Source organism: Amycolatopsis sp. NPDC104587 (assembly GCF_055583645.1).
Map to the genome: position 1 here is coordinate 306,291 of NZ_JBVJNO010000001.1, position 16,817 is coordinate 323,107.

Genomic DNA, 16,817 nt, shown 5'->3' on the forward strand with positions numbered 1-16,817 from the left:
TCTAGGTGACCAGACCCGGACAGGCCGGCGGCGGCCTCGCCGACACCCTGCTGGACAGGGGAGTCGCGATCGAGGCGCGGATCGTGATCGCCGGCGTCGACACCTACATCCGGTACCTCGAAGCGATGCAGCGCCTGCAGAACACCACCGTGCCCGGGCAGATCTCGCAGGGGCTCGGGCAGACGACCGGGCTCATCCCGCCCCCGCCGCCGACACCCGCGGTGGCCGTGCCGGTGGAACCGGCCGTTGCGGTCGACCGGCCGTGACGCTGCAGCTCTACGGCGTCGTGCGGGCCGGGCACCCGCGCGCGCCGCGGACGGTGTGCTGGGAGGACCTCGCGATGGTCGTCGGCGAACCCGAGCCGGACCCGGCCGTGCACCTGGCCGTGGTGTCCGCGCTCGTCGAAGGCGGCCCGGTGCTGCCGGTCCGGTTCGGCACGGTGGCCGACGACGAGGACGCCGTCCGCACCGACGTGCTCGCGCCCGCCGCCGACGAGTACCGCGCCGATCTCGAACGGCTCGACGGCCTGGCCGAGGTGCACGTCTGCCTGCGGTTCACCGAACCCGGGTCGGCGTGGCGGGCGGCGCGCTCCGACGTGCTGCTTTCGGCGGTCGCCGAACGCGCCCGCGACTCGGTGTCGCTGCCGGCGGGCGAGTCGGCGGACGAGCGGTGGGCGTTCCTCGTCGGGATGGGGGACCTGCTCGTCGTCCGGGACGCCGTCGCCGGTTTCGCCGACGGCGGGGTCGAGGCGGACTGGCTCGGACCGCTGCCCGCGTACAGCTTCCTGGCGCGGCGGACGTGCTCCCGCTGGAGCTGGTGAGCGCGGGCGGAACAGCGGTTGAACACTCTTTTCGGGACTGGTCGTCGCGGCCCGTGATCGGCGATCCTGGCGACGTGACCACCAGCGAAGCCGCAACGCGCGAGCGCGCGTTCGGCGGGCCCGGCTCGGGCCCGGGCCAGTTCAGGGCGCCGCGCGGCATCGCCGTCGACGCGCGCGGACGGGTGTGGGTGGCCGACACCGGCAACAACCGCGTGCAGGCGTTCACCCGCGACGGCGCGCTCGTGCGCGTGCTGGCCGGGCGGCTCAAGGCGCCGGAAGCCGTCGCGGTCGACGCGGCGGGCAACGTCTACGTCGCCGACACCGGCAACCGCCGGGTGGTGCAGTACTCGTGGCAGGGCCGGTTCGTGCGGGAGTTCGGGACCTTCGGGCAGCCCAGCGGGGTCACGATCGACCCGGCCGGCCGGCTGCTGGTCGAGGACCTCGGGCGCGTCGCGCGCTTCGACACCCGCACGGGCGCGGCGCTTCCGGACACGACCGAGGGCATCAGCTCACCGCGGGACACCGCCGACGACGGCGCGGGTGGGGTCTGGGTCGCCGACCCGGCCCGCCACCGCATCGTCCACTTCGGAGCGTCCGGCTAGTTCTTCGAGATCGCGGCCGTCGCGCGCACCACGGCGGTGCAGCGGTTCTCGACGTACTCGAGCCCGCCTTCTTCGGCGATGCGGCGCGCTTCGGCGGAGACGATGCCCTGCTGCAGCCACAGCGCCTTCGCACCGATCTCGACGGCCTCCCGCGCGATGCCGGCGGCTTCGGGGGACGGCCGGAAGACGTCGACGAGGTCGACCGGCTCCGGGATGTCCTTCAGCGACCGGTAGACCTTCTCGCCGAGCAGCTCGGTCGCGGACGGGTGCACCGGGATGATCCGGAAGCCGTGGGCCTGCAGCACCGCCGGCACACCGTGCGCGGCCTTCGCCGGGTCCCGGCTCAGCCCGACGACGGCGATGGTCTTCGCGCCTTCGAGGATTTCCTCTGCCTTCATGTGGGGGGAACGCTCCGGCGGTGTCAAAGCTTCCAGAGCCGCAGGCCGCGCACGCGGTAGACCGGCCACAGGACGTGCCACGGCTTGCGGCGGGCGAACGTCCCGGCGCAGGTCAGGATGTTTCGCGCGGACGTCGTGGTCACCTCGTGGCGGTCCGGCCAGATCCGCCCCTGGGCCCCGACGGCGATGCGGAACACCGTCAGCAGGCCGCGGCCCTGCAGGTCGTACTTCGCGCCGGTGTCCCCCGAGCCGGGCGCCAGCTCGGCGATCTCGGCGCCGAAGGCCCGCGCGGCCTGCGGCGCGAACTCCGCCGGAACCACGCCGACACTGCGGGTGATCGCCTTGCCGTGCAGGCGCCGGGCGTACCGCGCGAGCAGCAGGCGCTCCCACAACGGCAGCAGCCGGCGGTGCGCCAGCAGCGCGGCGCACTCGCCGTGGCCGATCGCGAAGATGCTCGTCAGCTCGTCGTAACTGCCGTTCGTCGCCGGCTCGTTCAGGTGCAGCCGCACCTCGAACCGGGTGCGCGCGGTCAGTTCGTCGAGCAGCTCGCGGTGATCGAGCCGCGCTTTCGCGCGGGAGAGCGACCAGTCGGGCATCGGACCTCCAGACGTCGCGCACAGGCTAAACGGCGCACGACGTCTCCGACCACGCTTTCAGCCGATCTTCTCGCCGTACATCTCGCCCAGCGGGTCGGAGATCAGCTCGACGCGGGCACCGTCCGGATCGGACAGGTAGATGGAGGTCTTGCTCTCCAGCAGGTACTGCACGCCGGCCGCGTCGAGCTTGTCCTTGATCACGCTCCACCGTTCGGGCGTGACGGACAGGGCCAGGTGGTGCAGTCCACCGAGGACTTCCGCGTACGGGCCGAGGTCGAGGCCGGGCAGGTCGAAGAACGCGACGGCGTTGCCGTTGCCGACGTCGAAGAAGAAGTGGCTGGAGCCGGGGTAGTCGCGGTTCTCGATCAGCTCGGTGAGCGGGAAGCCGAGGATGTCCTGGTAGAACTCGATGGTCCGCTCGACGTCGCTGGAGATCAGCGCGGTGTGGTGGATGCCGCGCCCGTTCGTCTCCGGGCGTTCCGCGGCCGGGTGCAGGTGGCGCTCACGCAGCTCGTCGCGGATCTCGGCGAGCTTGGTGACCTCGGCCTGGGTCGGTGCCATGTCCCTCACGTCCTCTCCTGGTGGTACCGGGAACGCTACGCTCCAATTCTCTCGCGCGCAAGAGGTTGCCTGGCGAGAGTTCCACTGAACGGAACAAGCGGGCTTGTGCGTGCGCCCGCGCGCGGGCAGAGTCCGGGTGTGGAAGTCAGCAGGGTGCAGGAGGCCGCCGCGATCCTGGCGCGGGCCTACGCGACGCGGGAACCGATCGAACCGCTGATCAAGACCTTCCCGGAGGCGACCGTCGAGGACGCCTACCGGATCCAGCAGGAGCAGGTGCGGCACTGGACCGAAGCGGGCGACGCCGTCCGCGGGCACAAGGTGGGTCTCGCGTCCGCCGCGATGCAACGGCAGATGGGCGTCGACCAGCCCGACTACGGGCACCTCACCGGCACCATGTTCCACCTCGAGCACCAGCCGATCCCGACCTCGGCGTTCCTGCAGCCGCGGATCGAGCCGGAGATCGCGTTCGTGCTCGGCTCGGCGCTGCGCGGCCCCGGTGTCACGGTCGCGGACGCGGTGCGGGCCGTCGACTTCGTGCTGCCGTCACTGGAGATCGTCGACTCCCGGATCCAGGACTGGAAGATCTCGCTGTTCGACACGATCGCCGACAACGCGTCGTCCGGCGGGGTGGTGCTGGGCAGCCGCCCGACGGCACTGGGCGACGCGGACCTGCGGCTCGCCGGCTGCGTGCTGCACCAGAACGGTTCGGTGGCCGCGACGGGTGCGGGTGGCGCGGTGCTCGGCTCGCCGTTGAACTCGCTGGTGTGGCTGGCCAACACGGTCGGCCCGCTCGGCGTCACGCTGGAACCCGGGCACGTGGTGCTGCCGGGGTCGATGACCCGCGCGATCCCGGTGTCCCCCGGGGACACGGTGGTCGCCACGATCGCCGGGCTCGGCAGTGTCACCGCGGTCTTCGCTCCCGCTTCGGAGGAATCGTGAACGTGCGAGAGGCAGCCGCGGCGCTGCTGGCCACGGAGTCGGAGCGGGCCCCGCTCTCGGAGGACTGGCCGGGACTGGACGTCGACACGGCGTACGCGATCCAGGACGAGGCCCTGCGGCTGCGGCGGGCCCGCGGCGAGACGCTGGTCGGGCTCAAGCTGGGGCTGACGTCCCGGGCGAAGCAGGAACGGATGGGCATCGACTCGCCGTTGCTGGCCTGGCTGACGGACGCGATGGTGCTGCCGGCCGGAGTCCCGGTGCCGCCGTTGATCCACCCGCGCGCCGAGCCGGAGCTGGTCTTCGTGCTGGGCTCGCGGCTGGCGGGCTCGGGCGTCACGGCGGCGACCGCGCTGGCCGCCGTCGACCGCGTGTACGGCGGCATCGAGGTCATCGACAGCCGGTACACCGACTACCGCTTCACGCTCCCGGACGCCGTCGCGGACAACGGCTCGTCGGCGTACTTCAGCGTGGGTCCGGTGGGCCTGCCGCCGTCTTCTCTCGATCTCTCGCTGGAGGCAGCGCTGCTGGAGGTCGACGGCCAGATCGTCGACACGGCAACCGGCGCGGCCGTCCAAGGCCACCCCGCGGAAGCGCTGGCCTTGGCGGCGAACGCCCTGGGTGCGCGGGGCCTGGCTTTGGAGCCGGGCTGGCTGGTCCTGACCGGCGGCATGACCGACGCGGTCCCGCTGCGGCCCGGCTCGCGGGTCGCCGCCCACTTCTCGCACCTGGGCTCGGTCACGCTTTCGGGGTGACCTCGGCGCGGTCGGCGATCCGGGTGATGCCCTTGACCACCCGCGGCCAGACGGCGCGCGGCAGGTCGTGGCCCATGCCGGGGACGACGTCGAGGTCCGCGCCCGGGATCGCGCGGGCCGTGGCGCGCCCGCCCGAGACGTGCACCAGCGGGTCGCGGGCGCCGTGCACCACCAGCGCCGGCACCCGCACCTTGCGCAGCCGCGGCCCGCGGTCGCGCTCGGCCATGATCGCCGCGAGCTGGCGGAGGGTGCCGCCCGGGTGCACCCCGCGGTCGAAGGTCCGCTCGGCGCGGCGCCGCATGCGTTCTTCGTCGAACGGGTAACCCGGCGAGCCGATCAGCCGGAAGGTGCGCACGAGCATGTCGACGTAGTCCGCGCGGCTGCGCGGCGGCGTGCTGAGCAACATCGACATCGCCTTGGGGCTCGGCCTGCCGACGAGGCGGCCGCCGGTGCTGGACATGATCGACGTCAGCGACAGCACCCGCTCGGGGTGCCGGATGGCGAGGGCCTGCGCGATCATCCCGCCCATCGACGCCCCGGCGACGTGCGCGGCCGGGATGCCCAGCGCGTCCAGCAGGCCGGCGGCGTCCCCGGCCATGTCGGCGAGCGAGTACGGCGCGCGGTGCAGCACGTAGGCCTGCGGCAGGCTGGCCCGCCCGCGCATCCGGCTCGACCGCCCGGAGTCGCGGTTGTCGAAGCGGACGACGTAGAACCCTTGTGCGGCAAGGGTTTCGCAGAACTCCTCGTCCCACCAGATCATCGGCGCGCCGAGGCCCATCACGAGCAGCAGCGGCCGCCCGCCCGCGTCACCGAACGTCTCGTGGCACAGCTCGACACCGCCGACTTCCGTGACGCGCTCCGCCATCAGGCCTCCCGGGTGTACTCGGCGGCCAGCTTGGTGAGCTCGGCCAGGGCGTCGTGCAGGTGGTCGATCAGGTCCCAGACGTCCGGGATCAGCTCGCGGCAGGCGACCAGCCCGAAGTCCAGCTTGCCGTCGTAGGACATCACGGTGATGTTCAGGCCGCCACTCGCGTCGGTGATCGCGGAGACGGGGTAGTTCGCGAGCAGCCGCGCCCCGGCGAGGTAGAGCGGGCGCTGGGAGCCGGGCACGTTCGAGACGACGAGGTTCACGACCGGTGCGGTGGCGCCGAGGAACCGCATGGTCGCGCGGGCGGCGAGCCCGCCGAGCGCGGCCGGCAGCATCCCGCTGAAGTCGACCAGCCACGACGCCGGCAGCGGCTGGTAACGCTGTTTCGCGGCGATCATGGCGCTGGTGACCTCGGCCAGCCGCGCGGCGGGATCGGCGAGGTGCGTCGGCAATGGCGCGAGCATGACCGAAACCTGGTTGCCGGCGTCCTTCGCCTGTTCGGGTGTCCGGACGGACAGCGGGACGAGCGTCACCAGCGGCTGCTCGGGCAGGGCGTCGTGGTCGACGAGCCAGCGGCGCATGACGGTGGCGCACAACGCCATCACCACGTCGTTGACCGTGACGCCGAAGGCGTTCTTGACCTGCTTGACCTCGTCGAGCGGCAAGGAGCCGTAGGCGAACCGGCGGTGCGGGCTGATCGGGCCGTTGAAAGGGGTGTCCGGCGCGACGAGCCGCGGCCGGTCGGCCTCGTGGCGTCCGGAGCCCTGACGGGTGACGCGGTTGAGGACGCTGCCGGCTTTGGAGAGCAGCCCGACCCCGGGGTAGCGGCTGAGGCCCGGGACGTCGTCGAGGTGCTGGAGCAGCTTCGGCACCTGCAGGGCGGCTTTGACGGGGTGCAGCGCGAGCCGTTTCGCCCCGTTGAAGGCCAGGGTCAGCTCGGAGGGCACGGACTCCTTTTGCGGCGTTTTCGGCGGTTTCACCGGCGGCGGCTCGGCGGTGGTGTCCATGAGCACGCCGATGAGCTCGGCCCCGGAGACACCGTCGATGGCGCTGTGGTGGACCTTCGTGTAGACGGCTTTGCTGCCGTTTTGCAGGCCGTGGATGAGGTAGGCCTCCCACAGCGGCCGCCGCCGGTCGAGGGGGCGCGCGGTGAGCCGCGAGATCTGCTCCGCGAGCTGCCGCTCGTCCCCGGGCGCGGGCAGCGCGATCTCGCGGACGTGGTACTCGAGGTCGAACTCGGGATCGTCGATCCAGTAGGGATGGTCGAGCCCGAGCGGCACGGGCAGCAGCCGCCACCGCAGCGGCTTGGCGAGGTGCAACCGGCTGCCGATGAGGTTCCGCAGGTCGTCGAGGCTGAGCGTCCGACCGGGCGCGGTCGAGGGATCGAGGATCGAGAGGCCCCCGACGTGCCCGGTGGTGGTGGTCGACTCGGCGTTGAGGAACTGCACGTCAAGCGCGGTGAGCTGGCGCATCGGACCTCCTCGGAGCTCGGCAGGCCAGTCTGCCCCGACGGGTGGTGGGGGTGGAACCGCTGCCTGGGTGTGGGCTGGCCGGGACCTTCGGCTGTGCGCGCGGAGCGCGGCGAGTTGGGCTGTGGACGCCGGGGCTCGGGCGCCGGCAGATGCGCGCGAGTGTTTGCCCGCTCGCGGGTTCGGCCGCCCGAAGCCGCGCACTCGGCGACCTGCCCAGGCGCGGGAAAGTCCGTCTCCTCGCGCTTACGGTGACCGATCCGCCGGGCTTCGGGCTGCCCGGGGCGCCGGCACCTCCGTGCCCTTCCGGTACGCGCGGGCCTGGATCTCGTACAGCTCGTGGTACGTCCCGCGCGCCCTGATCAGCTCGTCGTGGGTGCCCTCCTCGATCAGCCTTCCCTTGTCCAGCACCAGGATCCGGTCGGCCGAACGGATGTTGGCCAGCCGGTGGGTCACCAGGACCGTCGTGCGGCGGCCGCGGGCCGAGGTGCTCGCGTGCTGGAGGCCCGCGAACACCCGGGCCTCGGCGCGGGCGTCGAGCGCCGCCGTCGGCTCGTCGGCCACCAGGACCGACGCGTCGCGGTAGATGCCGCGGGCGATGCCCATGCGCTGCCACTGGCCGCCGGAAAGGTCCTGGCCCTCGTCGAACTTCTTCGACAGCACCGTGTTCTCCTTGGCGGGCAACGATTCGATCACCTCCGCCGCGCCCGAACTGTCCACCGCTTCGCGCCACGCGCGGCCGTCCGGGTCCGCGCGGCCGAGGCGGCCCACCGTGACGTTGTTCGCCGCCGTCATCGGCCACTCCGCGGGCTCCTGCGCGATCACCGCGATGTTCGTGTGCACCGACGCCGGGTCGGCCCGCGCGAGGTCGACGTCGTCCCAGTGCACCGTGCCCGCGTCCGGTGGGTAGAGCCCGGTCAGCAGCTTGCCGAGCGTGGTCTTGCCCGAGCCGTTCTCCCCGACGAGCGCGACCACCTCGCCGCGCCGGATCGTCAGCGAAATGTCCCGCAACGCCGGGTTCTTCTGGCCCGGGTAGGTGAACGTGACGTCCGTCAGCCGGATCTCACCCGGGTCCGCGGGCGCGGTCAGCGCCGTCGGCGGCGGCTGCCGCTTCACCGACTCCGCCAGCAGCTGGTTGTAGAACCCGATGTAGAACGAGTCCTCGTACAGCGAGTTGACCGCGCGCATGGTGTTGGACAGCGCCGTCGACGCCGTGCGCATCGCCAGCACCGCCGTGCCGGCCAGCGCGAGCTCCATCGCGCCGGTGTAGAGCAGCCAGCCGAGCACGAGGTACGCGACGGCGGTGCCGAACCCGGCCGCCGCCCGCCCTGTCGTCCGCACCAGGTTGCTGCGGTGCGCCAGCCGGACCTCCTCCCGCGCGAGGCTGCGCGAGATGCGCCGGTACTCGCCGAGCAGCGGTTCCTGCAGCGTCAGCGCGTGGCGTTCGAGGGCCATCGACCGCCAGGTCGCGACCTCTTCGACGACGGACTTGCGGATGTTGCGCCCGACCGTGTCGATGAAGTGCCGGTAGTTCAGCTTCGCGATGCGCGCGGCCGCGAAGCCGTCGGCGGCCGCGGCGAGCAGCAGCACCGGCGCCAGCCACGGGTTCAGCAGCCCGGCGGTGAGCATCGCCGCCGCAAGCGAGATCGCCGACGACGTCAGGTCGGCCACCCGGCGCAGGCTCGTCTCGATGGACCGCACGCCGAACCGCGCGCCCTGGCGGGCGAGCTCCCGGAAGTCCGCGTCTTCGAATGCGATCAGCCCGACGCGCACCACTGCGGCCGTCACGGCGTCGTCCGCCGCCGCGGTGACCCGCGGCCGCAGCGCACCCTCGACCGCGGCGACGGCGGCGTCGAGCAACGCGCGCGCCGCGTACGAGCCGGTGACCACCGCGATCGCGGGCAGCGACTGCAGCACCCGCTCCGGTGTCGGGCCCTGTTCGAGCAGCGCGGTGAAGACGTTCGCCGTCGCGAGCAGCCCGAACGCCGTGACGCACCCGGAGATGACGTGCACGAAGCCGGCCAGCAGCGTCAGCCGTCGCGATGTCCGCCACGCGAGCCGCAGCACGACCTTGATCGCGGTGGGCAGCGCGCGCACGGCCTGGCCGAAGCCCGCGGCGGCCACGCGTTCGTCGACGCGCGCCCACTCGGGCATCTTCACGTTTTCGACCCCGATCAGCGGGGGTGGGTCTTGGGCGGGTTCGGGCACGGTTCATCTGTACCCCGGGGGTCCGACAATTCCGGGCGTGGCCGGTGTCGCGCTGTCCCGGTGGTCAGCCGATGAGACTAGGCCGTTCGGGTGAAAGTAATCGTTTTCTCTGGGCCTCCGGCGATATCCGGGACACACTCGCTGCATAGCGCGAAAGCGAGCAAGACCGAATAACTAATAATTGTTGTTTAATTCGCCCACCGTGGGACCGCCCGAGGCGGCAGGTCCGCGGATGTGGTGGCAGAGACCGGAAACGGGCGACGTCCTCAAGTAAGGGGGGAGGGGCGTCGCCTGTTTCCTCCTACTCGTTTTTCCGGGTGTACCGGGCGCGCAGGAATGGGCTGAATTCGCCGTCTTCGCCCATCTTGACATCGATTTCGTGGGTGAGGGTGTCGCCGTCCGGCGTGAGCCGGTGCCGGGCGACCCCGCGGGCGGTGTTCTTGGTCAGGGTCAGCGTGCCGCCGTCCCAGCCGCCGCGGGCGGGTGACTCGGGCGGGAAGCCGTAGCTGTCGAAGCCGTACCAGAGGGTCTCGCCGGTGTGCGGATCGGCGGTGAAGATGTTGTGGCCCAGGAACTCCGTGCCGTCTTCGCGGCGCTGGCGGTAGTGCTGGACCAGGGCGAAACCGTTGAGCGCCAACCGGTATTCACAGTCGGCGCTCGCGGTCGAAGCCGGCGCCCACGCCGAGGCGGCGAGCTCTTCGGTGCCGGTCCAGTCGCCGGTGAAGGCCTTCAGGGCGTCGTGCGCGGGCCCGAGGGTGGGCATGTCCATGGTCGTCTCCATTTCGACAGGTACCTGTCGATGTGCGAGACTAGCACGCATGTGGTCGCACCGAGCCGAAACGTTCACCCGAGTGATCGACGCGGTCTTCGCGTGCAACGGCGGCTTCCTGGCAGCGGGCGACGCGCTGACGGAGCCGGTGGGGCTGACAGCGGCGCAGTGGCAGGTGCTCGGCTTCCTCGAAGACGGCCCGGCGACGGCGGCCGAGGTGGCCCGGCGGCGCGGGTTGCGGCGGCAGAGTGTGCAGGAGACGGTGAACCGCCTGCTGCGCAACGGAATGCTGGAACGCTTGCCGAACCCGGCGGACGCGCGGGCGCCGTTGTTGTCGTTGACGCGGCAGGCTCGGGAGGCTCTGGGGGAGCTGGGTGCGGCGCAGGAGGCTTGGGCGGAAGGGGTGGCTGCGGAGGTGTCGCAGGGGGATTTGGAGACGACCTTGCGGACGTTGCGGAGGCTGCGGGAGGTTTTGTCCACAGGGCGGCCGTGATGTGGACAGCTGGGTTGGGGCGGGGCCTTTTCGGGGGTTCTGTCGGGGGGTGGCGATACGCTGGACGGGGGACGCCCCCCAGGGATGGGCGGGGCTGTCTGAGGGCCTTGGGGGCTACACCTCCGCGCCAGGTCCGGGGAGGACATCCACGTCCCTTGCGTGCATGGGCTTGCCGCAGTTTGTGCAGGTCAGGCCGGCTTGGGTGATTTCACCGCACTCGTGGTGGCGGTACACCACCGGGGGGCCTGCCTCGCCCGCCAGCCACTTGTCGCCCCAGTGGGTCATCGCCATCAGCATGTCCACCAGGTCCAGGCCCTTCTCCGTCAGGACGTACTCGTAGCGGGGGCGGTTGTCGTACGGGTTGCGGCTGAGGATTCCCTGGTCGACCAGGTGGTTCAGGCGCTCCGTCAGAACCTTGCGCGAGATGCCCAGGTCGGCCTGGAGCTGCTCGAAGCGGCTCAGTCCCACCCACACGTCCCGCAGGATGAGGGGGGACCAGGGCTCTCCGATGACGTCGAGCGTGCGCGCGATCGAGCACGCCGCCAGCTCGCTGAAGTTCGTGCGCTGCATGGACCCAGATTACCACTCGGGGTTCCCTTAGGGAACTGACACTGCTACGGTCTTGGAGTCTTCTCAAGGAACTTCGAAAGGATCGCGGCGATGAGCAAGGTCTTCAGCGCCCACGCGGTGTCGGTGGACGGGTACATCACCGGGCGTGGGGCCGGCCCCGGGCGCGGGCTCGGCGACGGTGGCACGCTCTTCGACTGGTACAGCGGCGGTGACACCCCGAGCCGCGCCTTCGACTTCTTCAAGCTCAGTGAGCCCAGTGCCCGCGTCTTCGACGAGCTGACCGAGCGGGTCGGGGCGATCGTCGCCGGGCGCACCACCTATGAGGACTCCGAGCACTTCGGTGGCGGGAGCCCGCATCCGGCCGCGCCGGTCGTGGTGCTCAGCCGCCGGCCGGCGCCGGAGCTGACCGCGCGGCAGACCCTGGCCACTTCCATCGAGGACGCGATCGAGAAGGCCCGCGAGATCGCCGGCGGCAAGGACGTCGGCCTCATGGGCGGTGGCGTGCTGACGTCGGCGCTCGAGGCCGGGCTCGTCGACGAGGTTGTCCTGCACCAGGTGCCGGTGCTGCTCGGCGGCGGCCGGTCGTTCTTCCGGGACCTGCCGTCGCACGTACGGTTGCGGCTCGTCGAAGCAGTTCCCGCTCCCGGGGTCACCCACCTCCACTACGCCGTCGCCTGAAGGAGAACCACCATGCTCGACAACGAAGTCCGCCGCATCCTTTCGACCACCGTCGTCGCGCACCTCGCCACCGTGCTGCCCGACGGCGCCCCGCACTCGATCCCGCTCTGGGTGGACCCGGAAGGCGAGTACATCGCGATCATGACCGGCCCGGACTCGCGCAAGGCCCGCAACCTGCGGCGCGACCCGCGCGTGGCGCTTTCCCTCACCCCGGCGGACAACCCGTTCGAGCCGGTGGTCATCCGCGGCCGCGTGGAACGGTGGGTCGACGGGGACGCCGGCTGGGCGATCGTCGACCGGATCGCGACGAAGTACATCGGGACGCCCTACCCTCGGGAGCAGGAGCGGGTCGTGGCGCTGATCGCGGTCGAGCGGCAGAGCGTGGGCATGGGCTGACGTCAGTCCGGCTTGATCCCCAGTGCGGTGAGGAACGTGCGGAACCCGGCGGGCATGTCGACCGCCGCCGGGTCGAGGAGCCACTGCAGCTGCAGCCCGTCGAGGACGGCGACCGCGATCGGCGCCAGCTGCTCCGGCGTCGTGCCCGGGGGCAGCTCGTCGCGATGGCGTTCGAGCATCTCGGTCATGCCCGCCCGAACGCGCACGTAGCGGTCGTGAAAGTACTCCCGCGCCGGATGGTCGTCCGTGACGCTGTCCGCCGCCAGCACCGTGTACGTCTGCACGATGCCCGGCCGCGTCGCGTTGTAGTCGACCAGCTCGGCCAGCTGGTTCACCGTCATCGAAGACGGGTCGCCCGCCGGCGCGTGGCCGAAGTGCAGCAGGTCCCACTCGTCCCGGGTTTCCAGCACCGCCGTGAGCAGGTCTTCCTTCGCCGGGAAGTAGTGCATCAGGCCCTGCTGGGTCAGCCCGACCCGATCGGCGACGGCGGCCAGCGACGTGCCGCGGTAGCCGCGCTCGGCGATCACCTCGAACGCCGCGCGGACGATGCTCGCTCGGCGGTCGGCGCCCCTGGCCCGGGTCATGATCCCGAGCCTACGGGACACGGCGTCACGGAACCATAACGTTCGCTACTCGCCGCCAGGTAGAGTAGGCGCTCATGAGCTTCGACGTCGACGCGCTGCTGGCCGAGCTCGACCTGGACGCCAAGGCGAGCCTGCTCGCCGGCCAGGACGTCTGGTCGCTCCCCGCCCGCCCGGAGATCGGGCTCGGGTCGCTCGTGCTCTCCGACGGCCCGATCGGCGTCCGCGGGGGTGCGGTGGAGCCCGGACGACCCCTCGGTGACCCTGCCCAGCCCGACGGCGCTCGCCGCGAGCTGGGACCCGCGCCTGGCCGTGCGCGCCGGGCGACTGCTCGCGCAGGAGGCCCGCCGCAAGGGTGTGCACGTGCTGCTCGCGCCGACGGTCAACCTCCAGCGCTCGCCGCTCGGCGGCCGCCACTTCGAGTGCTACTCGGAAGATCCCCTCCTCACCGGGATGATCGGCGCCGGGTACGTCACCGGCGTGCAGGACGGCGGGGTCGCCGTCACGGTCAAGCACTTCGTGGCCAACGACTTCGAGACCGAACGCTTCACCGCCGACGTCCACGTCGGCGAACGCGCGCTGCGCGAGCTCTACCTCGCGCCGTTCGAGCTCATCGTCCGGCGGGCGAAGCCGTGGGGGATCATGGCCGCCTACAACAGCGTCAACGGCACCACGATGACCCAGCACGCCGAGCTGCTCAACGGCGTGCTGCGCGACGAATGGGGTTTCGACGGCTTCGTCGTCTCCGACTGGCTGGCCGCGCGCGACACCGTCGCCTCCGCCAACGGCGGCCTCGACGTCGCCATGCCCGGCCCGCGCACGGTGTTCGGCGAACGGCTCGCCGAAGCCGTGCGCGGTGGCGAAGTCGACGAAGAGGTGCTCGACGACATGGTCCGGCGGGTGCTCCTGCTGGCCCACCGGACCGGCGCGCTCGGCGACGCCCCCGAGCCGGATAAGTCCGATGTAGACGGTGAAGCGGTCGCGCGCGAGGTCGCGCACCGGTCGTTCGTGCTGCTCAGCAACGAAACCGGCGTGCTTCCGCTGCGCGAGCCGCGGAGCATCGCGCTCATCGGCGCGCTCGCCGCGGAACCGAAGATCCTCGGTGGTGGCAGCGCCACCGTGTTCCCCGACCACGTCGTCTCCCCTCTCGACGGCCTCCGCAAGGCCGTTCCGCCGGGCACCGACCTCATTTTCGCCATCGGTGCCGATCCGCGAACGACGCTACCGCCGGCCACCGACAATTTCCGGCTCCGTGCGACGGCGAAGGCCGCGGACGGCACCCGATTGGCTGAATTTCCGCTCAGGGAAGCCAAGATCACGTGGATCGGGGAACTCCCCGCCGGCCTCGACATGGGCACCCTCGCGTCGGTCGAGATCGCCGGCACCTACCTGCCGGAGCGAAGCGGCACGCACACCTTCGCCGTCACCGGCCCCGGCGACCTCCGCCTCACCGTCGCCGGCCAGACCCTCTTCGACGGCGTGAACCTGCCGGAAGGCGGCGACGTCTTCACGTCGATCATGCAGGTCAACGAGCAGCGCCGGGAAGTCGAGCTGACCGCCGACGAGCTCGTGGACGTCAGCCTGACCTACTGGATCCCGTCGGAGATGGCGGAGTTCGCGCGGGGCACCTTCGCCTGGGTCACCTTCGCGCTCGGGCACCGCGGCCCGGTGCTCGACCCGGACGCCGCACTCGACGAAGCCGTTGCCGCGGCGGGGAAGTCGGACGTCGCCGTGGTCGTCGTCGGCACCACGGCGGAGGTCGAGAGCGAGGGCTTCGACCGGACTTCCCTGGCCCTGCCGGGAAGACAGGACGAACTGGTCACGCGGGTCGCCGAAGCCAACCCCAACACCGTCGTCGTCGTGAACGCGGGTTCCCCGGTCGAGCTGCCGTGGCGGGACGACGTCGCCGCGGTGCTGCTCACCTGGTTCCCCGGCCAGGCCGGCGGTGACGCGCTCGCAGACGTCCTCTTCGGTCTCGAAGAACCCGGCGGCCGCCTCCCGACTACCTGGCCGGCGGTCCTCGAAGACGCGCCCGTCACGAACGTGACGCCGGAAGAAGGCGTGCTGCCGTACGAAGAAGGCGTCTACATCGGTTACAGCGCCTGGGGACGCACCGACCGGCAACCCGCCTACTGGTTCGGCCACGGCCAGGGTTACACGACCTGGGTCTACGAAGAGCTCGACGTCTATCCGGACGACGAAGGCGGCGCGCGCGTCCGAGTCCGCGTGCGCAACTCCGGCAAGCGCAAGGGCCGCGAAGTCGTCCAGCTCTACCTGGCCCCGACCGAGCGCGGTGACCGGCCGCACCGGTGGCTCGCCGGCTTCGCGAGCGTCGAAGCCGGGCCGGGCGAAGCCGTCGAAACCGACATCGCGATCGCGCCGAGGTCGGTTTCGGTCTGGCAGGAAGGCTGGCGGCACATCGCGGGCGAGTACGTCCTGGAGGCTTCGCACTCCTACGCGCAGCCGCGGCTGAGCACCCGGGTGGTGCTCCAGAAAATCCGTTGACGCCCGGCGCGGCGGCTCGTAACTTCACGCGGGCACCCGAGATCAGCAGAAGGAGGTGGGTCCGATGATCACGCAACCGATCACGCGCTCCCACCTCGCGACGAGGGTGCCGGGTACCTGACCGGGAGCGCGTACTCCTGGAAGGACTGTCATGACCGAACTGGTCGTGCGCCCGCTCGAAGCGGGCGAAGAAGAACTGTTCACCTCCCTGCCCGACCGCGGTCTCGTCGGCCGCAAGCTGCTGGGCGACGACTTCACCGAGATGGCGGCCAAGGGCGAATACCGGCCCGGGTGGGTCTGGGTTGCTTTGCGTGGCGACGTCGTCGTGGCGCGGGCCGCGTGGTGGGGCACGCCGAAGGACGAGGAGCCGATCGCGCTCGACTGGTTCGACTTCACCGACTTCGACGCGGGCGTCGAGCTGCTGAAGAGGGTGCCGCTGCGCGCGGAGTACTCCTTGACCACGCCACCCGGCTGGCGGGACGACCCGGACGTCGCGCACGAGGTCACCATCCGCGTCGAAGCGGCCGAGAAGGCGGGCTACCGCAAGCTCGTCGAGCGCCACCGCTTCTGCTGGACACCGGAAAGCGGCCTGCCGGAGCGGCCCGGCCGGCTCGTCTTCCGGCCCGAGCCGGACGACGACGTGCTCTTGGCCGTCTTCCGGCGGGTGCACGTCGGCAGCCTCGACGCGCACGTGCGCAAGACGGTCGAAGAGCACGGGCTCGACGCGGCCGCGCGCGAGGACCTCGACATCATGCGGTGGATGCCGGCGCCGCGGGAGTGGTGGCGGCTGGCGTACACGCCGGAGGGTGACCTCGTCGGGCTCACGCTGCCGAGCCGCAACGCCTACGACCCGGTGGTCGGGTACGTCGCCGTGGTGCCCGAGCACCGGGGGCGCGGCTACGCGTACGACCTGCTCGTCGAGGCCACGCACGACCTCGTCGAGTACGGCGCGGAAAAGATCGTCGCGGGCACCGACGTCGGGAACGTCCCGATGGCCAAGGCCTTCGCGAAGGCGGGCTACCCGGTGACGCAGCACCGCATCGACCTCGTCTGAGCCGTAGCTTTCACGTGAAAGCTCCGCGTCGGGCTTTCACGTGAAAGCTCGGCGCGGTACCGTCGCTAGAGCGATCTATCAAATCGGCTTAGGGGGCCCGTGATGGACGTTCTGCACGAGAAGGGTCTGACGCCGCTTCGCGTGATCCTCGGCTTCTCGCTGCTCTCGACCACGCTGCACTACGCGCACAACGTCATCCGGGCGGCGGACTACCCGCAGATCCCGGGGATCTCCGTGCTCGCCGCGCAGGTCGTGGTCGCGTTCGGCTGGGTGCTGTTCACGGTGTTCGGCTGGTTCGGCTACCGCGCCTACGAGCGCGGCCGGTACCCGCGCGCACTGGTGTTCCTGCTGGTCTACTCGCTGTCCGGACTGGCCAGCGCGGGCCACTTCCTGGTCGGCGTGCCGCAGGTCCCGGCGTTCTGGTTCGCGACGATCTTCACCGACTCGGCGGCAGCCCTGGCCCTGTGGGTGTTCGTAACCTGGGCGTGGGCGGTGCTCAACCGGGTGACCTTGCGAGATCAAGTTTCTACACAACATTGACGTTCGCAGAAATCATGT

General features: G+C 71.3%; 20 protein-coding genes. 11 read left to right on the forward strand and 9 right to left on the reverse strand.

From position 1 onward, the window contains the following. Nucleotides 1-5: 5 nt before the first annotated feature. The 3 genes from ACZ61C_RS01465 (at nt 6) to ACZ61C_RS01475 (ending at nt 1,422) form a co-directional block, all read left to right on the forward strand. A complete protein-coding gene (locus ACZ61C_RS01465; RefSeq protein WP_465301615.1) occupies nt 6-266 on the forward strand; it encodes a gas vesicle protein GvpJ in 261 nt (86 codons plus the stop codon). After that, on the forward strand, nt 263-820 hold the full coding sequence (locus tag ACZ61C_RS01470) for a GvpL/GvpF family gas vesicle protein (protein WP_465302740.1): 558 nt from the start codon (nt 263-265) through the stop codon (nt 818-820). The genes ACZ61C_RS01465 and ACZ61C_RS01470 overlap by 4 nt, the downstream gene beginning before the upstream one ends. 74 nt (nt 821-894) lie before the next feature. After that, entirely contained in the window at nt 895-1,422 is a 528-nt protein-coding gene (locus ACZ61C_RS01475; protein ID WP_465301617.1) for an NHL repeat-containing protein, read from the forward strand. On the opposite strand, the gene ACZ61C_RS01480 is transcribed toward ACZ61C_RS01475, so the two are convergent. The 3 genes from ACZ61C_RS01480 to ACZ61C_RS01490 are packed head-to-tail and all read right to left on the reverse strand — an operon-like array spanning nt 1,419 to nt 2,977. Continuing rightward, nucleotides 1,419-1,820 carry a CoA-binding protein gene (locus ACZ61C_RS01480; RefSeq protein ID WP_465301619.1) on the reverse strand — a complete coding sequence of 134 codons (402 nt, stop codon included), beginning with the start codon at nt 1,818-1,820 and terminating at the stop codon, nt 1,419-1,421. The genes ACZ61C_RS01475 and ACZ61C_RS01480 overlap by 4 nt on opposite strands. 23 nt (nt 1,821-1,843) lie before the next feature. Next, nucleotides 1,844-2,416 (reverse strand): hypothetical protein, encoded by a 573-nt coding sequence (locus ACZ61C_RS01485; protein ID WP_465301621.1) that lies wholly within the window; start codon nt 2,414-2,416, stop codon nt 1,844-1,846. Nucleotides 2,417-2,473: 57 nt separating this feature from the next. Next, a complete protein-coding gene (locus tag ACZ61C_RS01490; protein ID WP_465301623.1) occupies nt 2,474-2,977 on the reverse strand; it encodes a VOC family protein in 504 nt (167 codons plus the stop codon). A gap of 138 nt (nt 2,978-3,115) precedes the next feature. Between ACZ61C_RS01490 and ACZ61C_RS01495 the strand changes: the two genes are divergently transcribed. Together ACZ61C_RS01495 and ACZ61C_RS01500 are read left to right on the forward strand one after the other, a co-directional pair. Continuing rightward, nucleotides 3,116-3,916 (forward strand): 2-keto-4-pentenoate hydratase, encoded by an 801-nt coding sequence (locus ACZ61C_RS01495; protein ID WP_465301625.1) that lies wholly within the window; start codon nt 3,116-3,118, stop codon nt 3,914-3,916. Further along, nucleotides 3,913-4,668, forward strand: a complete 756-nt coding sequence (locus tag ACZ61C_RS01500; protein ID WP_465301627.1) for a 2-keto-4-pentenoate hydratase — start codon at nt 3,913-3,915, stop codon at nt 4,666-4,668. The genes ACZ61C_RS01495 and ACZ61C_RS01500 overlap by 4 nt, the downstream gene beginning before the upstream one ends. On the opposite strand, the gene ACZ61C_RS01505 is transcribed toward ACZ61C_RS01500, so the two are convergent. The 4 genes from ACZ61C_RS01505 to ACZ61C_RS01520 form a co-directional block, all read right to left on the reverse strand. Beyond that, nucleotides 4,652-5,533 (reverse strand): alpha/beta fold hydrolase, encoded by an 882-nt coding sequence (locus ACZ61C_RS01505; RefSeq protein WP_465301629.1) that lies wholly within the window; start codon nt 5,531-5,533, stop codon nt 4,652-4,654. The two genes, ACZ61C_RS01500 and ACZ61C_RS01505, sit on opposite strands and share 17 nt — an antisense overlap. Beyond that, entirely contained in the window at nt 5,533-7,008 is a 1,476-nt protein-coding gene (locus ACZ61C_RS01510) for a WS/DGAT/MGAT family O-acyltransferase (protein ID WP_465301631.1), read from the reverse strand. Before ACZ61C_RS01510 ends, ACZ61C_RS01505 begins: the two co-directional genes overlap by 1 nt. A gap of 243 nt (nt 7,009-7,251) precedes the next feature. Next, nucleotides 7,252-9,159 carry an ABC transporter ATP-binding protein gene (locus ACZ61C_RS01515; RefSeq protein ID WP_465302742.1) on the reverse strand — a complete coding sequence of 636 codons (1,908 nt, stop codon included), beginning with the start codon at nt 9,157-9,159 and terminating at the stop codon, nt 7,252-7,254. A gap of 355 nt (nt 9,160-9,514) precedes the next feature. Next, nucleotides 9,515-9,982, reverse strand: a complete 468-nt coding sequence (locus tag ACZ61C_RS01520) for a DUF1579 family protein (RefSeq protein ID WP_465301633.1) — start codon at nt 9,980-9,982, stop codon at nt 9,515-9,517. Nucleotides 9,983-10,031: 49 nt separating this feature from the next. On the opposite strand from ACZ61C_RS01520, the gene ACZ61C_RS01525 reads away from it, so the two are divergent. Continuing rightward, nucleotides 10,032-10,475 carry a MarR family winged helix-turn-helix transcriptional regulator gene (locus tag ACZ61C_RS01525; protein WP_465301635.1) on the forward strand — a complete coding sequence of 148 codons (444 nt, stop codon included), beginning with the start codon at nt 10,032-10,034 and terminating at the stop codon, nt 10,473-10,475. 114 nt (nt 10,476-10,589) lie between these two features. Here the strand turns inward: ACZ61C_RS01525 and ACZ61C_RS01530 are convergent, their stop codons facing one another. Continuing rightward, complete coding sequence (locus ACZ61C_RS01530; protein WP_465301637.1) at nt 10,590-11,045, reverse strand: winged helix-turn-helix transcriptional regulator; 456 nt, start codon at nt 11,043-11,045, stop codon at nt 10,590-10,592. Nucleotides 11,046-11,135: 90 nt separating this feature from the next. Here ACZ61C_RS01530 and ACZ61C_RS01535 point away from each other — a divergent pair, with 90 nt between their 5' ends. Both ACZ61C_RS01535 and ACZ61C_RS01540 read left to right on the forward strand, forming a co-directional pair. Continuing rightward, nucleotides 11,136-11,723: a dihydrofolate reductase family protein gene (locus ACZ61C_RS01535; protein WP_465301639.1), complete on the forward strand. Its 588-nt coding sequence runs from the start codon at nt 11,136-11,138 to the stop codon at nt 11,721-11,723. 12 nt (nt 11,724-11,735) lie between these two features. Beyond that, nucleotides 11,736-12,119: a PPOX class F420-dependent oxidoreductase gene (locus tag ACZ61C_RS01540; protein ID WP_465301641.1), complete on the forward strand. Its 384-nt coding sequence runs from the start codon at nt 11,736-11,738 to the stop codon at nt 12,117-12,119. 2 nt (nt 12,120-12,121) lie between these two features. On the opposite strand, the gene ACZ61C_RS01545 is transcribed toward ACZ61C_RS01540, so the two are convergent. After that, nucleotides 12,122-12,703 carry a TetR/AcrR family transcriptional regulator gene (locus ACZ61C_RS01545; RefSeq protein ID WP_465301643.1) on the reverse strand — a complete coding sequence of 194 codons (582 nt, stop codon included), beginning with the start codon at nt 12,701-12,703 and terminating at the stop codon, nt 12,122-12,124. Between the two features lie 255 nt (nt 12,704-12,958). On the opposite strand from ACZ61C_RS01545, the gene ACZ61C_RS01550 reads away from it, so the two are divergent. From ACZ61C_RS01550 to ACZ61C_RS01560, 3 genes are all read left to right on the forward strand, one after another. Continuing rightward, nucleotides 12,959-15,205 (forward strand): beta-glucosidase, encoded by a 2,247-nt coding sequence (locus ACZ61C_RS01550; RefSeq protein ID WP_465301645.1) that lies wholly within the window; start codon nt 12,959-12,961, stop codon nt 15,203-15,205. Nucleotides 15,206-15,356: 151 nt separating this feature from the next. Then, complete coding sequence (locus ACZ61C_RS01555) at nt 15,357-16,259, forward strand: GNAT family N-acetyltransferase (RefSeq protein WP_465301647.1); 903 nt, start codon at nt 15,357-15,359, stop codon at nt 16,257-16,259. Between the two features lie 102 nt (nt 16,260-16,361). Then, the gene (locus ACZ61C_RS01560) at nt 16,362-16,799 is read left to right on the forward strand and encodes a hypothetical protein (protein WP_465301649.1); all 438 of its coding nucleotides are present in this window, start codon (nt 16,362-16,364) and stop codon (nt 16,797-16,799) included. The last annotated feature ends 18 nt before the right edge of the window (nt 16,800-16,817 follow it).

Bases quoted from the DNA above. Each gene is read 5' to 3' on its own strand.
- ACZ61C_RS01480 (WP_465301619.1), bottom strand. From the start codon at position 1,820: ATGAAGGCAGAGGAAATCCTCGAAGGCGCGAAGACCATCGCCGTCGTC.
- ACZ61C_RS01485 (WP_465301621.1), bottom strand. From the start codon at position 2,416: ATGCCCGACTGGTCGCTCTCCCGCGCGAAAGCGCGGCTCGATCACCGC.
- ACZ61C_RS01490 (WP_465301623.1), bottom strand. From the start codon at position 2,977: ATGGCACCGACCCAGGCCGAGGTCACCAAGCTCGCCGAGATCCGCGAC.
- ACZ61C_RS01505 (WP_465301629.1), bottom strand. From the start codon at position 5,533: ATGGCGGAGCGCGTCACGGAAGTCGGCGGTGTCGAGCTGTGCCACGAG.
- ACZ61C_RS01510 (WP_465301631.1), bottom strand. From the start codon at position 7,008: ATGCGCCAGCTCACCGCGCTTGACGTGCAGTTCCTCAACGCCGAGTCG.
- ACZ61C_RS01515 (WP_465302742.1), bottom strand. From the start codon at position 9,159: ATGCCCGAGTGGGCGCGCGTCGACGAACGCGTGGCCGCCGCGGGCTTC.
- ACZ61C_RS01520 (WP_465301633.1), bottom strand. From the start codon at position 9,982: ATGGACATGCCCACCCTCGGGCCCGCGCACGACGCCCTGAAGGCCTTC.
- ACZ61C_RS01525 (WP_465301635.1), top strand. From the start codon at position 10,032: ATGTGGTCGCACCGAGCCGAAACGTTCACCCGAGTGATCGACGCGGTC.
- ACZ61C_RS01530 (WP_465301637.1), bottom strand. From the start codon at position 11,045: ATGCAGCGCACGAACTTCAGCGAGCTGGCGGCGTGCTCGATCGCGCGC.
- ACZ61C_RS01535 (WP_465301639.1), top strand. From the start codon at position 11,136: ATGAGCAAGGTCTTCAGCGCCCACGCGGTGTCGGTGGACGGGTACATC.
- ACZ61C_RS01540 (WP_465301641.1), top strand. From the start codon at position 11,736: ATGCTCGACAACGAAGTCCGCCGCATCCTTTCGACCACCGTCGTCGCG.
- ACZ61C_RS01545 (WP_465301643.1), bottom strand. From the start codon at position 12,703: ATGACCCGGGCCAGGGGCGCCGACCGCCGAGCGAGCATCGTCCGCGCG.
- ACZ61C_RS01555 (WP_465301647.1), top strand. From the start codon at position 15,357: ATGACCGAACTGGTCGTGCGCCCGCTCGAAGCGGGCGAAGAAGAACTG.
- ACZ61C_RS01560 (WP_465301649.1), top strand. From the start codon at position 16,362: ATGGACGTTCTGCACGAGAAGGGTCTGACGCCGCTTCGCGTGATCCTC.